This is a genomic window from Lawsonibacter faecis, from assembly GCF_014287675.1.
Classification (GTDB): Bacteria; Bacillota; Clostridia; order Oscillospirales; family Oscillospiraceae; genus Pseudoflavonifractor; species Pseudoflavonifractor faecis.
The window spans coordinates 164,961-187,688 of the sequence record NZ_JACOPQ010000002.1; the positions used below are offsets into that span (position 1 = coordinate 164,961).

At 65.3% G+C, this 22,728-nt stretch carries 15 protein-coding genes and 1 riboswitch; of the genes, 2 read left to right on the plus strand and 13 right to left on the minus strand.

Going from position 1 to position 22,728, the window contains the following annotated elements:
• Window positions 1-24: 24 nt before the first annotated feature.
• The 8 genes from ispG to H8S62_RS02955 form a co-directional block, all read right to left on the minus strand.
• Complete coding sequence (gene ispG, locus H8S62_RS02920) at window positions 25-1,062, minus strand: flavodoxin-dependent (E)-4-hydroxy-3-methylbut-2-enyl-diphosphate synthase (protein ID WP_155149522.1); 1,038 nt, start codon at window positions 1,060-1,062, stop codon at window positions 25-27.
• A 55-nt stretch (window positions 1,063-1,117) separates the two neighbouring features.
• Window positions 1,118-2,194: a M50 family metallopeptidase gene (locus tag H8S62_RS02925; protein ID WP_186918412.1), complete on the minus strand. Its 1,077-nt coding sequence runs from the start codon at window positions 2,192-2,194 to the stop codon at window positions 1,118-1,120.
• 42 nt (window positions 2,195-2,236) lie between these two features.
• Window positions 2,237-3,376, minus strand: coding sequence for a 1-deoxy-D-xylulose-5-phosphate reductoisomerase (locus H8S62_RS02930; RefSeq protein ID WP_186918413.1), 1,140 nt, complete (start codon window positions 3,374-3,376; stop codon window positions 2,237-2,239).
• Window positions 3,377-3,480: 104 nt separating this feature from the next.
• Window positions 3,481-4,311 carry a phosphatidate cytidylyltransferase gene (locus H8S62_RS02935; RefSeq protein ID WP_186918414.1) on the minus strand — a complete coding sequence of 277 codons (831 nt, stop codon included), beginning with the start codon at window positions 4,309-4,311 and terminating at the stop codon, window positions 3,481-3,483.
• Window positions 4,304-5,059 (minus strand): isoprenyl transferase, encoded by a 756-nt coding sequence (locus tag H8S62_RS02940; protein ID WP_186918415.1) that lies wholly within the window; start codon window positions 5,057-5,059, stop codon window positions 4,304-4,306. Before H8S62_RS02940 ends, H8S62_RS02935 begins: the two co-directional genes overlap by 8 nt.
• Before the next feature lie 129 nt (window positions 5,060-5,188).
• Window positions 5,189-5,743: a ribosome recycling factor gene (gene frr / locus H8S62_RS02945; RefSeq protein WP_155149514.1), complete on the minus strand. Its 555-nt coding sequence runs from the start codon at window positions 5,741-5,743 to the stop codon at window positions 5,189-5,191.
• Window positions 5,744-5,747: 4 nt separating this feature from the next.
• A complete protein-coding gene (gene pyrH, locus H8S62_RS02950) occupies window positions 5,748-6,467 on the minus strand; it encodes a UMP kinase (RefSeq protein WP_155149511.1) in 720 nt (239 codons plus the stop codon).
• A gap of 228 nt (window positions 6,468-6,695) precedes the next feature.
• A complete protein-coding gene (locus H8S62_RS02955) occupies window positions 6,696-12,341 on the minus strand; it encodes an S-layer homology domain-containing protein (RefSeq protein WP_186918416.1) in 5,646 nt (1,881 codons plus the stop codon).
• 490 nt (window positions 12,342-12,831) lie between these two features.
• On the opposite strand from H8S62_RS02955, the gene H8S62_RS02960 reads away from it, so the two are divergent.
• Window positions 12,832-13,677 carry a DegV family protein gene (locus H8S62_RS02960; protein WP_155149506.1) on the plus strand — a complete coding sequence of 282 codons (846 nt, stop codon included), beginning with the start codon at window positions 12,832-12,834 and terminating at the stop codon, window positions 13,675-13,677.
• A gap of 225 nt (window positions 13,678-13,902) precedes the next feature.
• Here the strand turns inward: H8S62_RS02960 and H8S62_RS02965 are convergent, their stop codons facing one another.
• Window positions 13,903-15,228, minus strand: coding sequence for a sensor histidine kinase (locus H8S62_RS02965; protein ID WP_155149504.1), 1,326 nt, complete (start codon window positions 15,226-15,228; stop codon window positions 13,903-13,905).
• A complete protein-coding gene (locus H8S62_RS02970; protein WP_155149501.1) occupies window positions 15,221-15,901 on the minus strand; it encodes a response regulator transcription factor in 681 nt (226 codons plus the stop codon). Before H8S62_RS02970 ends, H8S62_RS02965 begins: the two co-directional genes overlap by 8 nt.
• 274 nt (window positions 15,902-16,175) lie before the next feature.
• Here H8S62_RS02970 and H8S62_RS02975 point away from each other — a divergent pair, with 274 nt between their 5' ends.
• Window positions 16,176-18,425 carry an extracellular solute-binding protein gene (locus H8S62_RS02975; RefSeq protein WP_186918417.1) on the plus strand — a complete coding sequence of 750 codons (2,250 nt, stop codon included), beginning with the start codon at window positions 16,176-16,178 and terminating at the stop codon, window positions 18,423-18,425.
• 98 nt (window positions 18,426-18,523) lie between these two features.
• Here H8S62_RS02975 and H8S62_RS02980 read toward each other — a convergent pair whose 3' ends face one another.
• From H8S62_RS02980 to glmS, 3 genes are all read right to left on the minus strand, one after another.
• Window positions 18,524-19,042: a folate family ECF transporter S component gene (locus tag H8S62_RS02980; RefSeq protein WP_243255286.1), complete on the minus strand. Its 519-nt coding sequence runs from the start codon at window positions 19,040-19,042 to the stop codon at window positions 18,524-18,526.
• 31 nt (window positions 19,043-19,073) lie between these two features.
• Window positions 19,074-20,381, minus strand: a complete 1,308-nt coding sequence (locus H8S62_RS02985; protein WP_341481006.1) for a bifunctional folylpolyglutamate synthase/dihydrofolate synthase — start codon at window positions 20,379-20,381, stop codon at window positions 19,074-19,076.
• A gap of 93 nt (window positions 20,382-20,474) precedes the next feature.
• Window positions 20,475-20,593: riboswitch (THF riboswitch) on the minus strand.
• A 146-nt stretch (window positions 20,594-20,739) separates the two neighbouring features.
• Entirely contained in the window at window positions 20,740-22,575 is a 1,836-nt protein-coding gene (gene glmS / locus H8S62_RS02990) for a glutamine--fructose-6-phosphate transaminase (isomerizing) (RefSeq protein WP_155149497.1), read from the minus strand.
• Window positions 22,576-22,728 lie beyond the last annotated feature (153 nt).

Genomic DNA, 22,728 nt, shown 5'->3' on the forward strand with positions numbered 1-22,728 from the left:
CACACATTCAGTTCATCCTAAGTATTACAGGGCCTCTATCAGCTCGAACAGCTCGTCCACCAGGGCCTCCTGGGGGACCTTCTTCACAATCTCGCCCCGGCGGAAGAGCAGGCCCACGCCGTCTCCCCCGGCAATGCCCACGTCGGCGGCGGACGCCTCCCCGGGGCCGTTGACCACGCAGCCCATCACCGCCACGGTGATGGGCTTATCCACCGACTCCAGCCGGGCCTCCACCTCGTTGGCGAGGGCGATGAGGTCGATGCGGGTCCGCCCGCAGGTGGGACAGGCGATGAGCTCCGGCCCCTCCCGCCGCACGCCGGAGACCTTCAAAATATCCCGGGCAGCGCAGACCTCCTCGACGGGGTCGGCGGAGAGGGACACCCGGACGGTGTCGCCGATGCCCATGGCCAGCAGGCCGCCGATGCCCACGGCGGATTTGAGCACCCCCATCCGGGGGGTGCCCGTCTCCGTGACGCCCAGATGTAAAGGATAATTGCTTTTCTCGCTCATCAGCCGGTAGGCCCCGACGGTCACCGGCACGCTGGAGGACTTGAGAGAGACGCAGATGTCGTCGAAGTCGAACTTATGTAGCAGCTCAATGTGCCCGAAGGCGGACTCCACCAGGGCCTCCGGCGTCACGCCGCCGTATTTGGCCAGGAGGGGCTTCTCCAGGGACCCGCCGTTGACGCCGATCCGGATGGGGATGCCCCGCCCCCGGCAGGCGTCCGCTACGGCTTTCACCCGGTCTTCCCCCCCGATGTTGCCGGGGTTGATGCGGACCTTGTCGCAGCCCGCGGCCACGCACTCCAACGCCAGCTTGTAGTCGAAATGGATGTCCACCACCAGCGGGATGTGAATGCGCTCCCGGATGGCCCCCACCGCCCGGGCGGCGGCCATGTCCGGCACCGCCACCCGGACGATCTGGCACCCTGCGGCCTCCAGCCGGAGGATCTGCGCCACCGTGGCCTCCACGTCGTCGGTACGGGTATTGCACATGGACTGAATGGTAACGGGCGCGCCCCCGCCCACGGGGACGCCGCCCACCATAATCTGCTTTGTCATATTGAGTAACACCTCTCCGCCGCGGCCCGGCCGCGCCGCCTCCCCCAGGGGAGGCCTACTTTCCAAAGAGCTTCATCACGTCGCTGAACGCCACGACCACCATCAGCCCGATGAGCAGAATGAAGCCCGCGCCGTTGATATAGCCCAGGTACTTCTGGTCGATGCGTTTCCGGGTGAACAGACCGTAAATCTTATCCACCACCAGGAACAGGATCTGCCCGCCGTCCAGGGCGGGAATGGGCAGCAGGTTCATCACCGCCAGGTTGATGGCGATGAAGGCCACGAAATAGAGGATGCCCCGCACCGCCAGCAGCGCGCTGCCCGCGTTGGTTCCCACGTCGCTTATCATGGTCACGATGCCCACCGGCCCGGACATATCCCGGATGCCCACCGCGCCCGACACCAGATCGCCCAGGCTCACCCACACCAGGCGCACCGTGTCGATGGCGTTGTACCAGGTGAGCTGGAGCTTATCCAGGAGGGTCGCCTCCTTCTGGGCGAAGTAGAGCCCGTATCTCAGCCCCTCCCCCTCGTACTCCTGCTTCTGGAGAGGCAGGTCCTTCAGCTCCACGCGCCGCCCGTCCCGCTCCACCGTCAGGTCCATGGTCGCCCCCGCCCGGCTGAAGAAGAGGTCGATGTCCTCGCGGAGATAGACGGCGTGGCCGTCCACCTCCACAATCCGGTCCCCGGGCAGCAGGCCGTTCTCCCCCTCCAGGGGAAAGCCGGTCATGAAGCGGTCGATGGTGGTGGTGGTCAGAGTGTCGGTCACGGCGATGGGTGATGCGGAGCCCACCAGCAGGAAGAAAAAGATGAGCACGCCGGTGAGGAAGTTCATGAACGCCCCGGCCGCCAGGATGATGAACCGCTTCCAGGCGGGCTTGTTGTTGAAGGCCCGGGGGTCGTGGGAGTCCTCCTCCTCCCCCTCCATGGCGCAGAAGCCGCCGATGGGGAACAGCCGCAGGGTGTACTCGGTCTCCCCCTTCTGCCTGTGCAGGATGCGGGGCCCCATGCCGATGGCGAACTCGTTGACCTTCACCCCCAGCAGCTTGGCGGCGGCGAAGTGGCCGAATTCGTGTACGGCGATGAGGATGCCGAACATGAGGATGGCGACCAGGATATAGACAATGATCATAAGCTGAAATTTCTCCTTTACGGGTACGGGGGACGGGCGATTCTACAGAGCTGCGGCGGCGCGGGCCGCGGCGTCGGCGTCCAGGATGTCCTCCAGGGTTGGATTTTGGACGCTCTTCACCCGGCTCAGCGCCCGCTCCACCATGGCGGGAATGTCCATAAAGCGGATTTTCCCCTCCAGGAAAAGGCCCACCGCCGCCTCGTTTGCGCCGTTGAGAACGGCGGTGGCGGTGCCGCCGGTCCTTGCCGCGTCCATGGCGAGGCGCAGGCAGGGGAAGGCGTCCAGATCGGGCTGGGCAAAGGTCAGGGGCGGGCAGGAGAGCAGATCCAGGGACCCGGCAACCGCGTCCGTCCGCGCCGGCCAGGTCAGCGCGTACTGGATGGGCAGGCGCATGTCCGCCGTGCCCAGCTGGGCCAGCATGGCATTATCACAGTATTCCACCAGCGAGTGAACTATACTCTCCCGGTGGACCACGATGGAAATTTTTTCACATGGCATGGCGTACAGCCGCATGGCCTCGATATACTCCAGGCCCTTGTTCATCAGCGTCGCGGAGTCCACGGTGATCTTCGCGCCCATGGACCAGTTGGGATGACGCAGCGCCTGCTCCAGGGTGACGCGCTCCAGCGCCTGCCGCGAATAGCCGAAGAAGGGTCCGCCGGAGGCGGTGAGGATGAGGCGCCTGACCTCCCCCCTGTCCTGGCAGCCCTGGAGGCACTGGAAGAGGGCCGAGTGCTCCGAGTCCACGGGCACAACCTCCGCGCCGTGGGCGGCGGCGCCGTCCATCACCAGCTCGCCGCCGCAGACCAGGGTCTCCTTGTTGGCCAGGGCAATGCGCTTGCCCCGCTCAACGGCGGCCAGGGTGGGCCTCAGGCCCACCACGCCCACCACGGCGGTGATCACCGTGTCGGCGCGCTCCAGGGTGGCGGCCTCCATGAGGCCCTCCGGCCCGGAGGCCACCCGGACGGAGGTGTCGGCCAGGCGGACGCGCAGATCGTCCGCCGCGGCGCCGTCCATCATCACGGCCAGCTCCGGCTTGAACCGCCGGGCCTGGGCCTCGACTAAAGCTGCATCCCGGTTGGCGGTCAGCGCGGCCACCGTCATGCCGCACGCGGCAATCACGTCCAACGACTGCCGCCCGATGGAGCCTGTGGAGCCCAGAATTGAAATATGTCTATGCATGAAAACGTCTCCTTGTGGAGCTTCGCGGAATTTCCGCGGAGCGGAAACAATCTGTCGTCCGTCCGCGCCGCTGGGCGCGAAACCGGCGGGTATCAAGCCGCCCCCTAGATGGAAACGGCCGGCAGCCAGTGGATCAGAATCTCAATGAGGGGGGCGCAGAAAATCACGCTGTCGAACCGATCCAGCACGCCGCCGTGGCCGGGGAAGATGTTGCCGAAATCCTTGAGGCCGTACTGCCGCTTGATATAGGAGAAGGACAGATCGCCCAGCTGGGCGACCACGCTGCCCAGCGCGCCGTAAACGGCCAGGTACGCGTAGTTCACCTGCATGCCGAAGAAATAGCGGATGACCGCGCCGTAAATGATGCAGCAGATGATCGCGCCGACAAAGCCGCCCACGGCCCCCTCCACCGTCTTCTTGGGGGAGAGCTCGGGCGCCAGCTTGTGCTTGCCGAAGGCCATGCCCGCGAAGAGGGCGAAGGCGTCGCTGGTGAAGGCGGCCACCAGGGGGAGGAGGATGAGATACCGCCCGATATTCACGTCCCCCGAATTCATGGCGTTGAGCCGCACGAAGGAGGAGAGGAAATAGGGGATCAGCATGGCAAAGAAGAAGGAGCCGCCCATCTTCTCCAGCGTGACGGTGTAGTGGCTGGAGATGGCCACAGCAAAAATCAGCACAAAGTAGATGAAAATACCGCACAGGGCGGAGCGCATCCCCTCGCCGATGAAGACCCAGAAGGGGATCACGCCGGACAGGGCGATGGACAGGGCGGAGATTTTGGAGTTCTTCACAAAGCCCGTGGACCAGAGCACCTCATGGAGGGCGATCATGGAGAGGGCCGAGATCATAATGGGCAGGAAGATGGGCGGCAGGGCGAAGAACACCACGAAAATGAGCGGGATGCAGACCACCGCCACCAGAATACGTTTACGCATTTGTGACACCTCCGAATCTCCGCTGCCGGCGCTGGTAGGCGGCCAGCGCGCGGTGGAGCTCGTCTTTACTGAAATCGGGCCAGAGCACGTCGGTATAGTAGAACTCGGAATAGGCCGACTGCCACAGCAGGAAATTGGAGATACGCAGCTCGCCGCTGGGGCGGATCACCAGATCCGGATCGGGCACGCCCCGGGAGAAGAGATAGCCGGAAAACTGCCCCTCCGACAGGTGGTTGGGGTCCGCCCTGCCGGACGCGCAGTCCATGGCGAAGGCCTTGGCCGCCCGGATCAGCTCGTCCCGGCCGCCGTAGTTGAGGCAGATGTTTACCTGCACGCCGTCGTAGTGCCTGGAGATCTCCCTGGTCTGCTCGCAGAGGAGCCGCAGGTCCTCCGGCAGGGGCGAGAGATCCCCGAAAAAGCACATCTTGACCCTGTCCCGCTCCATCTTCTCAATGGCCTCGATGAGGTATTTCTTCAAAAGGCCCATGATGGCGGCCACCTCGTCGGAGGGGCGCTTCCAGTTCTCGGTGGAGAAGGCGTACACTGTGAGATATTCTAACCCGATTTCCTTGCAGTACGTGGCGATGGTCCGAAAATTCTCCGCGCCGGCCGCGTGGCCGGCGGTGCGGGGCAGGCCGCGCTTCTTGGCCCAGCGGCCGTTGCCGTCCATGATGATGGCGACGTGCCGGGGCAGACGGGTGAAATCCACCAGCGCGGCGGTATTTTCCCTAGGTTTGAAAAAAGGCATAACCGACTTCCTAAATATAAGATTGAGGTGCGGAACGCGAATGCGTTCCGCACCAATTTCGCGAAGCGAAACCAGGCTTAAGGGCCGCAAGCGGCAGAATTGCTCCTGCCGCTTACAGCCCCCGGAGGGTTAAACCGCCATCAGCTCGGCTTCCTTCTTCTCGCAGAGCTCGTCAATCTGCTTGCAGCGCCTGTCGGTCATATCCTGGAGTTCCTTCTCGTAGTCCTTCAGGTCGTCCTCGGTGATCTCGGCCTTCTTCTCCATGGCCTTGAACTTGTCCATGGCGTCCCGGCGGATGTTGCGCACGGCCACCTTGCCGCCCTCGGCGTACTTCTTCACCTGCTTGGTGAGCTCCTTGCGGCGCTCCTCGGTGAGCTGGGGGAAGCTCAGGCGGATGATGCGCCCGTCGTTCTGGGGGTTGATGCCCAGGTCGGAGGTCTGGATGGCCTTCTCGATGGCCTTGAGGAGGGAGGCGTCCCAGGGCTGGATGGCCAGGGAGCGGGGATCGGGCGAGGAGATGCTGGCCACCTGGTTGAGGGGGGTGGGGCTGCCGTAGTAGTCCACGGTGATCCGGTCCAGCACGGCGGCGTTGGCGCGGCCGGCGCGGACGCTGGCGAAGTCGCTCATAACCACGTCGATGGTCTTCTGCATCTTTGCGTCGTATTCCTTGTTGATCTCTTTCATATCCTTATGCCTCCTTCACAATGGTGCCGATTTTCTCACCCATGACCACGCGGTAGATGTTCTCCGGGTCCTTGAGGGCGAAGAGGATGACGGGAATCTTGTTGTCCATGGACAGGGACGTGGCGGTGGAGTCCATGACCTCCAGGTGCTGGGCCAGGATCTCGTCGTAGGTGATGGTGTCGTATTTCACGGCGCTGGGGTCCTTGTTGGGGTCGGCGGAGTAGACGCCGTCGATGTTCTTGGCAAGCAGAATCGCGTCGGCGTCGATTTCGGCGGCCCGGAGGACGGCAGCGGTATCGGTGGAGAAGAAGGGGTTGCCGGTGCCGCAGCCGAAGATGACCACCCTCCCCTTCTCCAGGTGCCGGATGGCGCGGGAGCGGATGTAGGGCTCGGCGATGGCGCGCATCTCAATGGCGGTCTGGACCCGGACCTCCAGGCCGGCCTGCTCCATCACGTCGGCCAGGGCCAGACAGTTGAGGGTGGTGGCCAGCATGCCCATATGGTCGGCCCGGGTGCGCTCCATCTTGTCGCCCCCGTCCTTCACGCCCCGCCAAAAGTTGCCGCCGCCCACCACGACGCCCACCTGGACGCCCGCGTCGGCGCACTTCTTAATCACATGGCAGACCTCGCCGATGACGCCGAAGTCCAGGCCCCGGGAGGCAGCGCCGGCCAGCGCCTCGCCGCTGATTTTGATGAGCACGCGCTTATACTGAGGTTTCGTCATAAACTCGACCCTTTCGTTGCTGTATTTTGCTTCCATACTTCAGGCATTTTATATCCTCCCTATTTTAATATAAGTTTACCCTTTTGCATAGAGGTTCGGCCAAGTTTTTTCAAATTGTTCTTATTTCGCCCCGCCCGGCCCCGGCCCCCCGACATGCGGGCAGGGGCCGCCGCGCATACCGCGGCAGCCCCTGCTGCAATTCTTTGAAATTGTGGCCGGAGGCCCGGCCTATTCCCCGGGCTGCGCCGCCAGATGGCGGGCGAGAATCTGGGCAATCTGCGCGCGGGTGGCCGCGCCGCCCGGCATCAGGCAGAGCCTGCCGTCCGCACCCGCTCCGCCGCTGATAAGGCCCAGGCCCACCGCCCAGCACATTGCGTCGGCGGCATAGCCGGAGACCTCCCCCGCGTCCGTGAACGGCGCCAGCACGCCGCTCTCCCCGGGCTGCTCCGCGCCGGTATAGCGGTAGAGGATGAGCGCGATCTGCTCCCGGGTGATCGCGCCCTCCGGCCGGAAGCTGCCTCTGCCGTCGCCGGCGACCACGCCGTTCTCCGCCGCCCAGGCCACCGCGTCGGCGTACCAGAGGCCGGCCTCCACGTCGGCAAAGGGCTCCGCCCCGCCCTTCGGCGCGGGGCTGCCCGCCATGCGGTGCAGAATGGTCACCAGCTGGGCGCGGCTCAGCGTGCCGTCCGCGTCAAAGCGGCCCGCGCCGACGCCCTCCATGTATCCGCGCTCCAGCATCATGTCCACCGCGTCGTGGTACCAGGCGTTCCGCCCGACGTCGGTAAAGGCATCGCTCGGGCAGACCGCCGCCTCCAGCGCCGTCCTGGCCGCCTCCAGGGCGGCGTTGACCTTCGACTTGGCCGCCGCGGTCCGGACGGCCCTCTCGCCGTCGGAGAGGGCCTGCTCCAGGCGGGCCTTCCGGCAGGCGCAGGCGCCGGCCGGGTCCATGGACTCATAGATCTCCCGCAGCTCCCGCAGGGCCTTTTTCCGGGCGGTGGTCACGGCCGTGTCCCCCCAGACGGCGATCTCCCGCTCCAGGGCGCTCACCGCCGCATCCAGCGCGTCTGCCGCTGCGTCCAGCGTCTGCTGGTCCGCCTGCCCCTTCAAAAGCCGCTCCGCCGCGTCCAGCGCGGCCTGATAAACCTCCAGAGAGGCCTCGGTCATGCCGTCAAGCTCCGCCTTTTTCGCGTTCTCGACCGCTTTCTCCAGCTTTGTCCTGTCGGGCACGGGGGCGTCCGTATCCACCACGATGCTCCCCGCCGCCTCCGCCAGGACAGCCCCGTCCCGGCTCAGGAGCCGCGCGGTGACCCCGTGGGTCCCCCGGGGCAGGTAGTGGACCGTGTAGGACCACGCGCCGTCCCTGCTCAGCGCGGCGGTGTCCTCGTACCCCGCGAAGCTCAGCGCCACGCGGTCGCCGCTCCGGGCGGTCCCTGAGAGCGCAAAGGGGAAGGCGGTCACGGAGGAGGTAATCGACACATTGTCGTACTCCGCCCGCTGTCCGCTGGTGTACATGCCACAGGGCCCGGTCGTCAGTGCCGGGGACTTGCCGTCATCCTCCACATCCAGGATTTTGTCTCCGTCGATATACAGGACAAAGTGTTCGCCCTCAATCACCGCTTTAAAATGATAGGTCTGTCCAGCCGCCATTGTAAAGCTGCTGTCCGTGACATTCTGCTTAATTTCATTGTCCGCCCGTTTCAAGAAGCGGATGCCGGTCCCGGGCGTATAGACAAACAGGTAATTGTTGTTGCTGTCCTGATAGCGGAAGGTGAGTCCGAAGGTCTTCTTGTCAATCAGCTCCGTGGGCGTCACGTCCACCTCAATGGTATAGTCGTCGCCGATACCGGCCGCCGTCACAATGGTACCCCGCGCCCCGCCGTCGGTATTCAGATAGGTCAGCGTGCCGCCGGACACCGCATAGCCGCCCGTATGGTCGGTCCACCCGCTGAGATCGCCTCCGAAGTCCTCGGTTACCTCGGCCGCCGGGCTCAGGATTTCAACGGCGCTGGCGGCGACCTCCACCGGGACCGCGTTGGAGACGACTGTGACGATGACGCCGCTGCGGTCCTCCAGCGTCACCTCCGCGGTGATCTCCGCCGTGCCCGCGGCCCTGGCGTCAATGACGCCAGCGCCGTCCACGGCGGCCACGGCCTCGTCCGAGGAGCGGTAGCGCACGGCGGCCCCGTCCAGCTCCGCGAAGCCGCCGTCGTCCAGCCGGGCGCTCAGGGCGGTCCCGGCCCGCTCGCCAATCCAAAGCTCGGTTTTCTCCGCCTTGAGCGCGGCGGAGACCACGGCGCCCGTGCCCTCGCCGCCCCTCAGCTCGTAGCTGTGCCCCGCCTCAAAGGGGAACTTGATGGAGCCGTTGACCTCGTTGTACTCGAACTCCACGGTCTCCTCGGCGGTGACGTCGTACACCTCCAGCGTGGATACGGACCAGCCGTCGTTGCGGTTTGTAACGGTGGATTTGGTCGCGCCGTCCACGAAGGTGTACTCGTAGACCGAGCCCTTCCCCGCCACGGGGAACACCTCGGCGAAGTAGCTCCCCTTGTGCTCCATATCCTCGCCCACCAGGACGCCCTTGCCGCCGATGAAGGCGGGCATCTGGTCAATGGGCGCCTCGCGGTCCTTCAGGGTGACGGGGCCCTCGAACACCTCGCCGGTGTCGTACTGAATCCACCTGCCCTCGGGCAGGTAGACGTCCCGGCTGTGGGCGGTCAGGTGGTCGGTGCCGAAGAGGGGCGCGGCCAGCACGGACTCGCCCAGCATCCACTGGAACATCCGCTTTTCGCTGTTAATCATATCGTAGACCGCGTCGTCCTCAGGATAGGCGATGTAGAGGGGCGTCATGGAGAGGGGGTAGCCGGTCTCATAGCTCTTGAGGGCGGCGTCGTAGATGTAGGGCGCATAGGTGCTGTGCCAGTTGATGGCCTTGAAGGCGGCGTCCTTCTTCTCCTGGTCGTCCATCTTCAGCACGTTGACGCCCACGGACTGGCTGGGGCACAGGGCCGCCATATAGGCGTTGCGGACGATGTAGTTCTGATTGGCGGGATTGTGGACGTCCGCGCCGGTGCCGCCGATGATGTCCGGGTAGACGTTGGACTGGCCGCTGGCCGCGTAGGCGAGGGAGTTGATGACCATGCGGTCGGGGGAGTTGTTGAAGCTGTTGTTATTGGCTCCGTAGTTTGCGTCGTTGATGCGCAGGACGTCGCCGGGCAGGCAGTAGGAGGCGTTGCGGACGATGAGGCAGTTGTCCTTCTCCTCCGCCATATACTGCTGCAGCTTGTTCCAGTTGTCGTCGTGGTGGGTGGTCTGGAGCATCATGCAGTCTTCCTTGAAGCCGTCCACACCCCAGAGGTCGGCATGGTCGGAGAACCACTTCACCGCCTCGGGGTTCTCCGCGTCAATAACGCCCACAGGGCCACGGGGCTCGATGCCGCCGGTGGGGTACTTGGCGCTGACGGTGTACAGGCTGCCGTCGTCGTTGGTGAGGAAATAGCCCTTGTCCAGCGCCTCGTAGACGAAATCGCCGTCCACCGACGCATCCGATTTCCCGCCGTATCTGACGCCCTTGTAGCTTTCGGGCAGCTTGATGTGGTTGCGCAGGCCCACCAGGAGCTTCATGCCGTTTTCGCTGAAAAACTGCTTGAGCCCGTCCGGGTCCGGGAAGCGGGGGTTGGGCAGGCCGTCCTTCCGCCCCGCCGGGTCCGCCGTGTCGTCCCACATGCCGAAGCTGGTGGTGGTTCCCTCCAGCCCCTTGCGGTCCCCCTTCCAGAAGCCGGAGCCGATGACGCCCCAGGTGAGGTTGTAGCCGCTCTCCAGGTAGTCGGTCAGGGTGTCCGTCACGGACGCCTGGTAGGCGTTCCAGCCCAGCGAGCCGAAGGCCTCCCACCCCAGGCCGAACATCTCGAAGTGGGGCTTGGCGTCCACATAGCCCAAAGCGTTGCGCACCTGCTTGTAGTCGCCGTAGATCTCCTCCATGGTGCCGAAGAAGTAGTAAAGCCCATCCACCTTTTTGGCCCGGCAGACCCCCAGGAGGGTCTGGTCCCCGGTGATGGCCACCCGCTTGTCGTCGCTCTCGAAGAGCACCTGGGCAAAGCCGAGCTGGGGCGCGACGGAGAAATTGCTGATGAAGCGGGCGGTGCTGTTCTTGTTGGTGAAGTCCCCCTCCTTCAGGCGGTTGACGCCCACCACGTTGGAGGTCTCCCGCACGCCCATACCCGTGTTTCCGTGGGCGCCGTAGTCCCCCAGGCCGTACATATACTCGATGCCGCCGGCCAGCCGGGCGTCGATGACGTAGTAGTCTTCCGCAGGCTCCGGATCGGGCTGCGGCTCCTCCGTGCCGTCGGTCACTCTGCCGGAGCCGGCCACGGTCCAGTCGCCGCTCAAAGTCTCAGCCGCAAAATCGTCCCGGAAGAGCTCCCCGCCCGACGCGGAGGTCACCAGGAAGCTGTCCGTCAGGCTGGTGGAGTCCTTCGTGCGGACGCCGGCCAGGCCGGATGTGAAGGTGCCATCCGCCGCGGTGAGGACGGTCTCGCCGTCCAGGGAGCAGGTAATCTGTCCGTCCCTCATGGTGGCCGCCAGCACATAGCGCTTATCAAAGCCATAGGGCTTCGCCGCGGATTGAACGACGGTCTCCACACCGTCCACGGTCTTGCAGAGGTACAGCGTCTCCTGCGCGCCGAAGCGGAAGTCGTAGTAATTGTTCTCGTCCTGATAGCCGAAAATCAGGCCGTGGGCGGTCTCCTCGTCCCCCTTGGCGAAGGACGTCCCCGCGCTGACGGTGTAGTCCCTCCAGTCCGCCTCGCCGGTCACGGCGGTGGAGAGGGAATTGCCCACCAGCTCCAGATAGCGCACTGCGGCGGGCGCACGGGTCAGCTCCAGGCGGTCCGCGCCCATCACATAGGCGAGGGACTTCCTGAGCTGCTCCACGTCGCCGCTCTCAAAGTCGTTCTCGTAGTAGACGGTCTGCCCGTCGTTGCTCGTCACCCGGAAGTCGTCGAACCAGGCGTCCATTTTGTCCGCCCGCAGGCCCGCCGTACCCGTCAGCAGCCCGGCGGACGCCGTTGTGTCCTCCACGTCCACCACAAGCTTACCGTCCACATAGCCCTGCAGCCGGCTGCCCGTGGAGACCAGCTTCAGGGCGTACCAGGTGCCTTTTTGAATATCGACGGGCGCGGAGACGCTGAAATCCACCGACGTACCGTCCTCATTCAGCCGCTTGAGCATCACCATGCCCGGCTTGATAAAGAAGAGGTGAAAGCCGTTTGCAGCGTTGAAATGGGAGTAGACGCCCGCCGAACGGGTGCCGTCCTCCGGCAGCTTTACCCTGGCCTCCACCGTATAGTCGCCGCCCGGCACAAGGCCGTCCGCCAGCTTCCAAACCGTGGCGTCCCCGCCGCTCAGGCTCCCCTTCACCAGCAGTGCGCCGCCTTCCCCGCCGGCGTCCAGCACCTCCGGCAGATTGGCCGCGGCCGGCTCCGCGCCGCCCGGCACGGGGAGAATTTCAAACTGCACATAGCGCTCGGACAAGTGGAGCTTTACCTCCGCCCTGCCGCCCTGCTCATTGGTCACGGCAAAGCAGGCGGTATCGCCCTCCATCCCAGTGTACTCGGACTCCGTCACCGGGTAGGACACACCCCCGGCGCTGCCGAAGCATACGCCGGACTGGGTATGCGCGTCCACGATCACCGTGCCGTCCGGCCGGTAAAATCCATAGCGGAAGCCCGCCTTTTCAATCTGAATCGTGTAGTTCTCCCGCGCGATGGTCACGGTGGTCTCCGTCACGGTGACGCCCGGCTCCGCCCCCTGTGCGGGCAGCGCCAGCACTCCGAGCAGGATGGAGACCGTCAGCAGGATTGACAGCATTCTTTTCATCGTTTACCTCCCCGCGCCGTCCGGCGCTTCCTCAATGATTTGATACCGCCCTGATTGGAACCCCCAGGTCCTCTCTCCCCCTCTCCGGCCTCTGCGGACCGGGCGCATTTATCTGCACTGGCCCCATATGCACTGTACTATTTTTTCCAGACAGTTTAACTGTTTCTTCCATCACTTTTGCAAAAAAGGACAAAATACCCCCTAAATTTGCAGGTATTGCTTTTTATTTTCCATTTTGTTTGTATGAGTATACCAAATACCGCCTCTGTTTGCCTTCATTTTTTGATACTGTATCTGGATAAATCAACACAGTTATAGAATTGTTTTCTCTTGATATCCGCCTCCGTCCGGCCGCGGCGGCCCGCTCCTCCGCCGGAGTCCTCCAAAGGCGGGGCTTGCTTCCCGGGAGATTTGGCATTACAATAAAGGATATCATACGATGGAATTCAAACCCCCGGCAGCGCCCCGCGCCGCCGGAAAGGAGCGCTTTATGGCAGTCAAAATTACCTCCGACAGCACCTGCGACCTGACGGCGGACCTCGTCGCCGCCCATGATATTGAAATTGTCCCTCTGTCCATCGTCAAGGACGGCAGGCCCTACCGGGACGGGGTGGAGATTACTCCCGCCGATATCTTCCGCCATGTGGACGCCGGGGGCGATATCACCACCACCGCCGCCGTCAGCGTGGGCGAGTACCACGACGTGTTCGAGCGCCTCTCCCCCCGGTACGAGGCGGTCATCCACATCACCATCAGCGCCGATTTCTCCTCCTGCTTCCAAAACGCCTGCATCGCCGCGGGCGATTTCGACAACGTCTACGTGGTGGACTCCCGCAACCTCTCCTCCGGCCACGGCCATGTGGTGGTGGAGGCCGCGCTGGCCGCCGAGGCGGGCATGGAGGTGCGGGACATCGTCACCTTCCTCAACGGCCTCACCCCCCGGGTGGAGGCCAGCTTCATCATCGACCGGCTGGACTACATGGTCAAGGGCGGGCGCTGCAGCGCCGTGACCATGCTGGGGGCCAACCTGCTCAGGCTCAAGCCCTGCATTGAGGTGAGGGACGGAAAGATGGGCGTGGTGAAGAAATACCGCGGCTCCTTCCAGAAGTGCCTGACGGACTACGTGAGGGACCGGCTCCAGGGCCGGGACGATATTGAGACCGAGCGTATCTTCATCACACACCCCGACGCCCCCGCCGAGGCGGTGGAGGCCGTCCGGGCGGAGATTTCCAAGTACCGGTCCTTCCGGCGGGTCATCGAGACCAGGGCGGGCTGCACCGTCTCCTCCCACTGCGGCCCCAATACCCTGGGCATCCTCTTCATCCGCAGCAAATAGGCAAAAAGAGAGCGCCCCGGCGTCAATGATGTTGACGCCGGGGCGCTCGGGCTGTCTAAAAATTCTGCGCAGGGCAAGCCTCGCAGAGCTGCGCCGTCCGCGGACGGCGCAGTCAAATGAAACTCCGTTATTTCCGGGGACATGGGCCTGAGAAATTGACGCTTCTCATGACGGATGGGGCGGCTTTTTCCCGAGGAATCGAGCCCCAGAGGTCATGCAGCCCGTCTACACCCTTCCCTCCCCGGGCAGCTCCACCACAAAGGTCGCGCCGCCGCCCGGAGTATCCTCCGCGCGGATGGTCCCGCCGTGGAGGGAGATGATCTCCCGGGCGATGCACAGCCCCAGTCCGTAGTGCTCACGGTCGGTCCGGGCGCGGTCGGTCCGGTAGAACCGCTCGAAGACCCGCTCCTTCTCCCCGTCCGGGATGCCGGGGCCGGTGTCCGCCACGGTGAAGCGCACGCCGCTCCCCGCCCGCTCCACGCCCATCCCCAGGCTGCCGCCCGCCGGCGTATAGGAAAGGCCGTTGTCCGTCAGAACGGTGAGCGCCTGGACCATCCGCTGCCGGTCCCACCGGAAGCGCCCCAGCGCCTTTTCGGGCAGCGCCACCGCCAGGCGGACGCCCTTCTCCCGGGCCGCGTGCTCGAAGCCCTCCGCCACGTCCAGCAGCAGGGTCTCCGGCTCCGCGTCCTCCAGGTACATGGTCCAGCTCCCGCTGTCGGCGTTGGCCAGGGCCAGCATATCCCCCACCAGGCGGGACATCCGCATACACTCGCCGTCCGCGAGCTGCGTAAAGTGCTCCGCCTTTTCAGGCGCAGCATCCTTCAGCGCCGACAGGCTGGCATGAATCACCGCCAGGGGCGAGCGCAGCTCATGGGAGGCCGCGGCGATAAACTCATTCTGCCGCCGCCTGCTCTCCGCCAGGGGACGGACGGCCCGCCCGGTGAAATACCACGCGAACAACGCCAGCAGCACCAGCGCCGCCAGGGTGAAGGCCCCAAAGGCCGTCCGCTGAACGGCGAGCTCCCGCTCCTCCTCCGCCATGGACTGGATGACCAGCGCCCCAATCCAACCCTTCTCCTGGGGGACCTTAGCCACGGCCGCCCGATAGCGCGCGAGCCCGCCGTCCTCAAAAAAGAAGGCGGTCTGGTCCGGCTGGCAGCGCAGATCCGGCTCCAGGCTCAGGTCGACGCCGTAGCCCTGCCACGCCGCCGCCCTGGCCCGCTCCACCAGCTCCCGCCGCCCGCCGCCGTCCGCCGCCGCGTAGAGGATGGGCTGTCCGGAGAGCTCCAGGTAGAGGGTCAGGTTCCCGCCCGCCTCCGTCTGGGAGATCCAGGTGTGGTCCACCACGGTCTGGCTGCGCAGGTGGTACAAAATGGCGTTCACGTCGCTCTGAAAGGCCGCCTCCGCCTTGGCGGTCAGCTGAATCTGGCTCACGGCCAGGGCCGCGCCGGACATGCCCAGGACAATCACCCCCGTGGCGGCGATGCAGAGGACCGTCAGCCGGAGGCGGAGGCGGCGGAAAAGGGCCTCCTCTCCCCCGTGCTCAGCCATCGGCCTGCTCCAGGCGGTAGCCCACGCCCCGGACTGTTTTGACCTCCAGGCCGCCCCCCACCTGATTCAGGCGGCGGCGGAGAAAGTAGACGTAGTTGTCCAAATTCCCCTCCTCCACCGGCGCGTCGGGCCCCCAGACCCGGGAGAGGAGCACGCTCCGTGGGAGGGTCTGGCCGGGATTGCGAAGCAAAGCCTCCATCAGGTCCCCCTCCCGGTGGGAGAGGGAGCACTCCCCCGCCGGACCGCTCAGAATGCGCTGGGCCGGGTCGAAGGTCACCCGGCCCAGGCGGAGCCGGGCGGCGCTCTCCCAGCCCCGGGGCCGCCGGCCCATGGCCCGGATGCGGGCGATCAGCTCCTCCATGGCGAAGGGCTTGACCAGATAGTCGTCCGCCCCGGCCTCCAGCCCCTCCACCCGGTTGGCCACCGTGTCCAGGGCGGTGACAATCAGCACGGGGGTGGCAATGCCGTCGGCGCGCATCCGGCTGAGGACGGTGGTGCCGCTCATGGTGGGAAGCATCCGGTCCAGGATGACGAGGTCGTGGGCCTGCTGGCGGATCCAGCGCAGGCCGTCGTCCCCGTCGCTGCACACGTCCACGGTGAAGCCCTCCCGCTCCAGCTGGTAGCACACCGCCTCGCACAGCTTTCTGTCGTCCTCTACCATTAAAATCCGCATCGCCGCCACCTCCCGATTATGGTATGATTGTACCACAGTTATCTCTAAATTGTCTAAAAACCCGCCGCCCTCCCGCCCCGTCCTGTTCATAAAATCGAAAGAATCTTTCGAGGAAGGCTTAGAGATTTCCCTGCTATGCTCTATCCATCACATCGGCGCGGGCGGGAAAGCCCAAAGGACAATCACGCAGGGGCGGGAGCGGGCGGCACTGCGTTCTGCGCTCACCACCGTCTTAAGCGGTAAACTCTCCGCGTCATATTGGAGGCATTTTGAAATGAAACCACACCTCAAGCGTCTCATTGCGCTCACGCTGGCCCTGGCCCTGCTTGGGGTCTCCGGCTGCACGGCCGGAGACCCCAAGTCCACCGCCCCCGCCATGGGCCGCTATGTGGAGACCCCGGCGGCCCTGCCCGCCGACTTCGCCATGGTCCTGGGCCTCCACGCCGCCGACGACGGCTCCATCGAGCTGCTGGGCTACCCCCGCCCCACCGACGGCAGCGGGCACATCTACCTGCGCGCCTACCGCTCCGCCGACGGCGGCTCCACCTGGACCGAGGAGCAGCACGCCTGGATTGACGACCTCAACCGGGACGACAATATCTACGCTCCCGAGACCGTGGCCTGGGACGGAGACGGCACGCTCTACTTCTACCTCAACATCTACTCCGAGGACGGCGAGAACGGCGAGTGCTTCGCCCGGCTGGACGGCGAGACGATGGTCCTCTACGACGGCGCGGTTCCCGCCTCCTCCGACGGCTCCGGCATCACCGGCTTCCAGGTGGCGGAAAACGGCGACTTCATCCTGGACTGCTGGACCGAATTTATCCAGGTGGACCCGGCCACGGGGTCCGTGAAGAACGTCTACACCGCCCCCACCGCCGACGGCGGCAGCTGGAACGACGGCTATGCCGTCAGCGGCAATACCCTGGCGGTCTCCGAGGCCGGGCGCATCGTCTTCTACGACCTGACCACCGGCAGGGAGACCGGCTCCCTCCCCGCCCAGGTCCCGCCCGTCGACACCTACGACGGCAATAAGTACCGGGTGATGTCCTACGGGTCCGACGGCTCCCTCTACTTCGCCGACCCCAAGGGCCTCTACCGCGCCGTGGACGGCAGCGACACCCTGGAGCGGCTGGCCGACGGCGCGCTCACCTCCCTCTCCACCCCCTCCATCTCCCGGATGGGCCTGGCGGTCCCCGACGGCGGCAGCTATCTGGTGCTGGGCTGGAGCAACCGGGAGTGGCTGCTCTACTCCTACGCCTACGACCCCGACGTACCCACCCTGCCAGACACGGAGCTGACCATCTACTCCCTGGAGGAGGACCCCCTCATCCTCCAGGCCATCTCCGCCTTCCAGGCCACCGACCCCGGCGTCCACGTCACCTATCAGACCGGCATCCCCGCCGACGGCTCCGTCACCCGGGACGACGCCGTCCGGGCGCTGAACACCCAGCTTGTGGCGGGCAAGGGGCCGGACGTGCTGGTGCTGGACGGCCTGCCCATGGACTCCTACATCGACAAGGCCGTACTGGCCGACCTCTCCGCCCCGCTGGAGGAGCTGAGCGCGGCGGGCGGGCTGCTCACCAACATCACCGTCTCCCTCGCCCGGCCCGGCGGCGAAATTTACGCCGTCCCCGCCCAGTTCCAGGTGCCCATGCTCCACGGGTCCGACGACGCCATGGGCGCCATTCACGACCTCGCCTCCATGGCCGACTGGCTGGAGTCCAACAAGCCCTCCTTCCGCACTCCCTTTATCTTCGACTCCTCCAGAAACTACCTCAGCGTCCTCTACCCCGTCTGCGCCGCCTCCCTCCAGGACGGCGGGGGCAGGATGGACCGGGAAAAGCTCTCCGGCTTCCTGGAGCAGATCAAGCGCATCACCGACCTGCGGGACGACCCGGAGGAGGCGGAGTCGGAGAACGACTTCACCACCGACTTCGACTTCGGCCCCCTGGGCTGGACCGCCGGCTACAACGGCCTGGACTTGGGCAACCTCATCCATTTCCAGGGCCTCTACGCCGCCTGGACCGCCAGCGACGCCGCCGGGGACGGCAGTACGGACACACTCTTCGGCGGGGGCTCCTTCCTCCCCGTCACCATGCTGGGGGTCTCCGCCCAGTCGGGGCAGCAGGACCTGGCCTGGCGCTTCATCGAGGCCGCCCTCTCGGACGAGGTCCAGGGCAAGGCGGTGGGCAGGGGCATCCCCGTCTCCGCCGCCGCCTTCGAGGCCTCCACCCAGGACACCAAGGAGCGCACCGACGGCGTCTTCTCCACCTACGGCACCACCTTCTATGACGCGGAGGGGGCCACCGTCCCCGTCAACATGGCGGTCCTCTATCCCCCCGAGGAATACCGGGCGGCGATGGCGGAGCGGCTCAAGGCCCTGGACAGCCCCATTCTCTACGACGAGACGGTGCTCGAGATCATCGTCGACGAGACCCGGGACTGCTGGAGCGGAAAGACCGGCCTGGATGCCGCCGTCAGCGCCATTATGGAGAAGCTTAAGCTCTACGAGGCGGAGTAGCTCAAAACCCAAAAGGCCCCGCCGCAGAATGAAAATTTCATTCTGCGGCGGGGCCTTTTACCCCTTCATCCGCGGCGCAGGGGGCGTTTCCCACGCCCTCAGGCGTGCTGCGCCCTGCGCAGATACAGCGTGACCGGGTGCTGCATGAGGCGCAGGACGATAAACTGGATGGGGATCATAATGAGGTTCTGCACAATCCGGGTGGGCAGAAGGGCCAGGAAGGGGCTGCCCGTCAGGATGGTGAGCCAGTAGGTGGACAGGCACAGGCTGATGCCCAGGCAGTTGACCGCCACGGCCAGCGCCAGCCGGGGCCAGGCGGCCCTCTCCCTGTGGAGGAGCAGGCCGAAGACCACGCCGGTCAGGACGGCGGAGAGGGTAAACCCGGGGAAATAGGCCCCGATGGGGAACAGCACCGCCCCCAGCAGATCGGCCGCGCCCCCGGCCACGCCGGCCCACACGGGGCCGTACAGCATGCCGCACACGGCGATGGGCACGAAGCCGAAGCCGATTTTGACGATGGGCGTGGCGATGGAACAGAAGCGGGAGAGGACGATTTCAATTGCAATCAGAGCGGCCACCTGTACCATGGCCCGGACATCCAGTTTCAACCTTTTCAATCCGATATTCCTCCTCACAAGAGCGTATCAGTCAATACTCGCGGCCAAAGCAGGCGCGGACGGTCCCCGTCATGTAGAGGGAGCCCAAAGCGCAGACGAGGCCCTCCGGCCCCGCCGCCTCCCGCGCCGCGGCCACCCCCTCGGGGACGCTGCCGCACACGCGCACGGGCAGGCCGCAGCCCCTCAGACAGTCCGCCAGCGCCTGGGCCGGTAGGGCGCGCGGATTCTCGGGCGCGACGGCCACGAAGCCCGCAGCCCTGGACGCCACCTGCTCAATCAGCCCCGCGTAGTCCTTGTCGGCCAGCACGCCCAGGAGGAAAACCGCCTTCTCCCCCGGGAAATAAGTATCCAGATTGGCGGCCACCGTCCCCGCGCACTGGGGATTGTGTCCCCCGTCCACAACGAACCAGGGGGCTTCCCCCAGGATCTCAAACCGGCCGGGCCAGCGGGTCTCCTCCAGCCCCTGCCGCACCGCCCCGTCCGGAATGGTCCAGCCCCGGCCGCGCAGGGCCAGGACGGTCTCCAGCGCCACGGCGGCGTTGCGCTGCTGGTGGGCCCCCAGCAGGCCGATGCGCAGATCGCGGAAGGGCCCGTAGTCAAACCGCTGGCCCGCCCGGCTGTCCTCCAGCGTGCGCAGGGCGGAGAAGTCGGCCACCCGCAGGGGCACGCCCTCGGCCCGGCAGACCGCCGCCGCCACCTCCATCACGGAGGGCTTCTGCTGATACATCACGGCCACGCAGCCGCGCTTGATGACCGCGGCTTTCTCGGCGGCGATCAGCTCCACGGTGTCCCCCAGCTGCTGGGTGTGGTCCAGGCCGATGTTGGTCACCACCGCCGCCTCAGGCGGCGGGATGACGTTGGTGGAGTCCAGCCGTCCGCCCAGGCCCGCCTCCAGCACCACCGCGCCGCAGCCGCGGCGCCTGAAGTACTCCAGCGCGATGCAGGTGACCAGCTCGAACTCGGTGGGGTGGTCCTCCATCCCCTCGGCGTGCCGCCGGACAAAGGCGGCGACCTCCCCCAGCCCGGCGTCGGAGATCTCCTCCCCGTCCACCCGGATGCGCTCGTGGAAGCGCCGGAGATAGGGCGAGGTGTAAAGCCCCGTCCTCAGCCCCGACGCCCGCAGGATGGACGCCAGCATCGCGGCGGTGGAGCCCTTGCCGTTGGTGCCGACCACGTGGATGAATTTCAGGCCGCGCTCCGGGTTCCCCATCCGCTCCAGCAGCTCGAAGGTGCGGGAGAGGCCCGGCCTGCTCCCCAGCCAGTGATAGCTGTGGATGTAGTCGATGGCCTCCGCCCCCGTCATCGGTTCCGGGACCGGTTCTTCTGGTAAAATGGGCACAAAAATACCTCCTTCTGTTTTTGGCAGCCCGTCGCCCTTTTGATGACGGGAACGCCGCACAGAGGAGGTATTTTTGCAATAGCCCCGGTATGCGGCAGCGGGATGCGGAACACGCACTGCAAGTACTCGGTACTTTTCGTCCGGCGGACAACTCCCCGTCCCGCCGGCACTGGGTCCCTTCCGGGACACTGCACGCGCATTCCTACTCTGCCTTTGTGAATCGTATTATATATGCATCAAATGCAAAAAGCAATAGGAATCAGACGAAAGCATTTCTTTTTTTCAGCTTCCATAAAATTATTTCTGCACCATTCAAAACGATTGGAACCTCTGCGGCGCGGTACGGCGCATACGGCCCCTACTCCACCGTCACCGACTTGGCAAGGTTCCTGGGCTTATCGATATCGCACCCGCGCATCAGCGCCACATAGTAGGCGAACAGCTGCATGGGCACCACGTCCAGGGTGGGCAGCAGCATGGGGTGGGTGTCGGGTACGGCGATAACATGGTCCACCGTCTTGGCCATCGCCTCCGCATGGGTCCGGGTGGTGAGGCCCAGCACGTCGGCCCCGCGGCTTTTGACCTCCACCACATTGCTCATCAGCTTCTCGTAGAGCTTGCCGTAGCTGGCCAGGGCCACCACCAGGGTGCCCGGCTCGATGAGGGAGATGGTGCCGTGCTTCAGCTCCCCTGCGGCGTAGGCCTCGGAGTGGATGTAGGAGATCTCCTTCAGCTTGAGGGAGCCCTCCATGCCCACGGCGTAGTCGATGTTCCGCCCGATGAAGAAGATGGAAGGGTGGTTGAAGTAGATGGACGCGAAGTACTGCACGTCCTCCCGGTGCTCCAGGATGCTCTCCAGCTTGGCGGGGATGCGCAGCAGCTCGGCCACAATCTCGTCGTACTCCGCCCGCCCGATGGTCCCCAGCAGATCCGCGAAGCAGAGCCCGATGAGGTACACCAGCGCGAGCTGGGTGGAGTAGGCCTTGGTGGTGGCCACGGCGATCTCCGGCCCGGCCCAGGTGTAGAGCACGTCGTCGCTCTCCCGGGCGATGGTGGAGCCCACCACGTTGACGATGGACAGCACCCTGGCCCCCAGCCTGCGGGCCTCCCGCAGGGCGGCCAGGGTGTCGATGGTCTCGCCCGACTGGGAGATGACCAGGGCCAGGGTCCTGTGGGTGACGATGGGGTCGCAGTAGCGGAACTCCGAGGCCAGCGTCACCTCCACATTCTTGCGCAGCAGCCGCTCCAGGGTATACTTGGCCGCCATGCCCACATGGTAGGAGGAGCCGCAGGCGATGATGCACACCTTATCCAGCCCCTCCAGGTACTCCCTCGTCACCGTCAGCTCGTCCAGCGCCACCCGCCCCTCGTGGATGCGGGGGAAGACGGTCTCCCGGAAGGCCTTGGGCTGCTCCATGATCTCCTTGGCCATGAAGTGCTCGTACCCGCCCTTCTCCGCGGCGGAGATCTCCCAGTCCACATGGTGCCGCTCCTTTTCGATGGGCTGGAGGTAGGGGTGGCTCATGACCTGGATGCCGTCCGCGGTGAGGACGGCGATCTCCCCGTCGTCCAGGTAGCAGACCTCCCTGGTGTACTTGATGACGGCGGTCACGTCGCTGGCGAGGAAGTTGAAGCCCTCCCCCACGCCCAAAATCAGCGGGCTGTCCTTCCGGGCGGCGATGAGCTTGTCCGGGCAGTCCGAGCAGACCACCCCCAGCGCATAGGCCCCCTCGATGCGGTGGAGCACCTTGGTCAGCGCCTCCAGAATGTCCCCCCGGTAGTAGTACTCCAGGAGCTGGGCCACCACCTCGGTATCGGTCTGGGAGGCGAAGGCCACCCCCCTGGACTGCAGAAATTCCTTAATCTCCACATAGTTTTCAATGATGCCGTTGTGGACCACCGCGATATGGCCGCTCCGGCTCACATGGGGGTGGGAATTCACGTCGGAGGGCTCCCCATGGGTGGCCCAGCGCGTGTGGCCCAGGCCCACGGTCCCCCGGACGGCCCCGCCCCCCTCCACAAGGCCGGACAGCACCCGCAGCCGCCCCTTGGCCTTGACCACCTTCAGCCCCTCGTCCTCAGACCATACGGCGATGCCCGCCGAGTCATAGCCGCGGTACTCCAGACGGCTCAAGCCGTCCAGCAGAATGGGGGCGGCCTCCTCCCTGCCGATGTATCCTACGATTCCGCACATAGTCTCGTCCTCCCGGAACTCAGTATGGGTGATATTATACTTGGTATTAAAAGGAATAACAAGGCAAAAAAACACAAAAAGAGGGCGGGCAACTGCCCACCCCCTTTGGCGGCTTTTTTCCGGGCGGCACTCCGTGCCGCGGCAAAACCACAG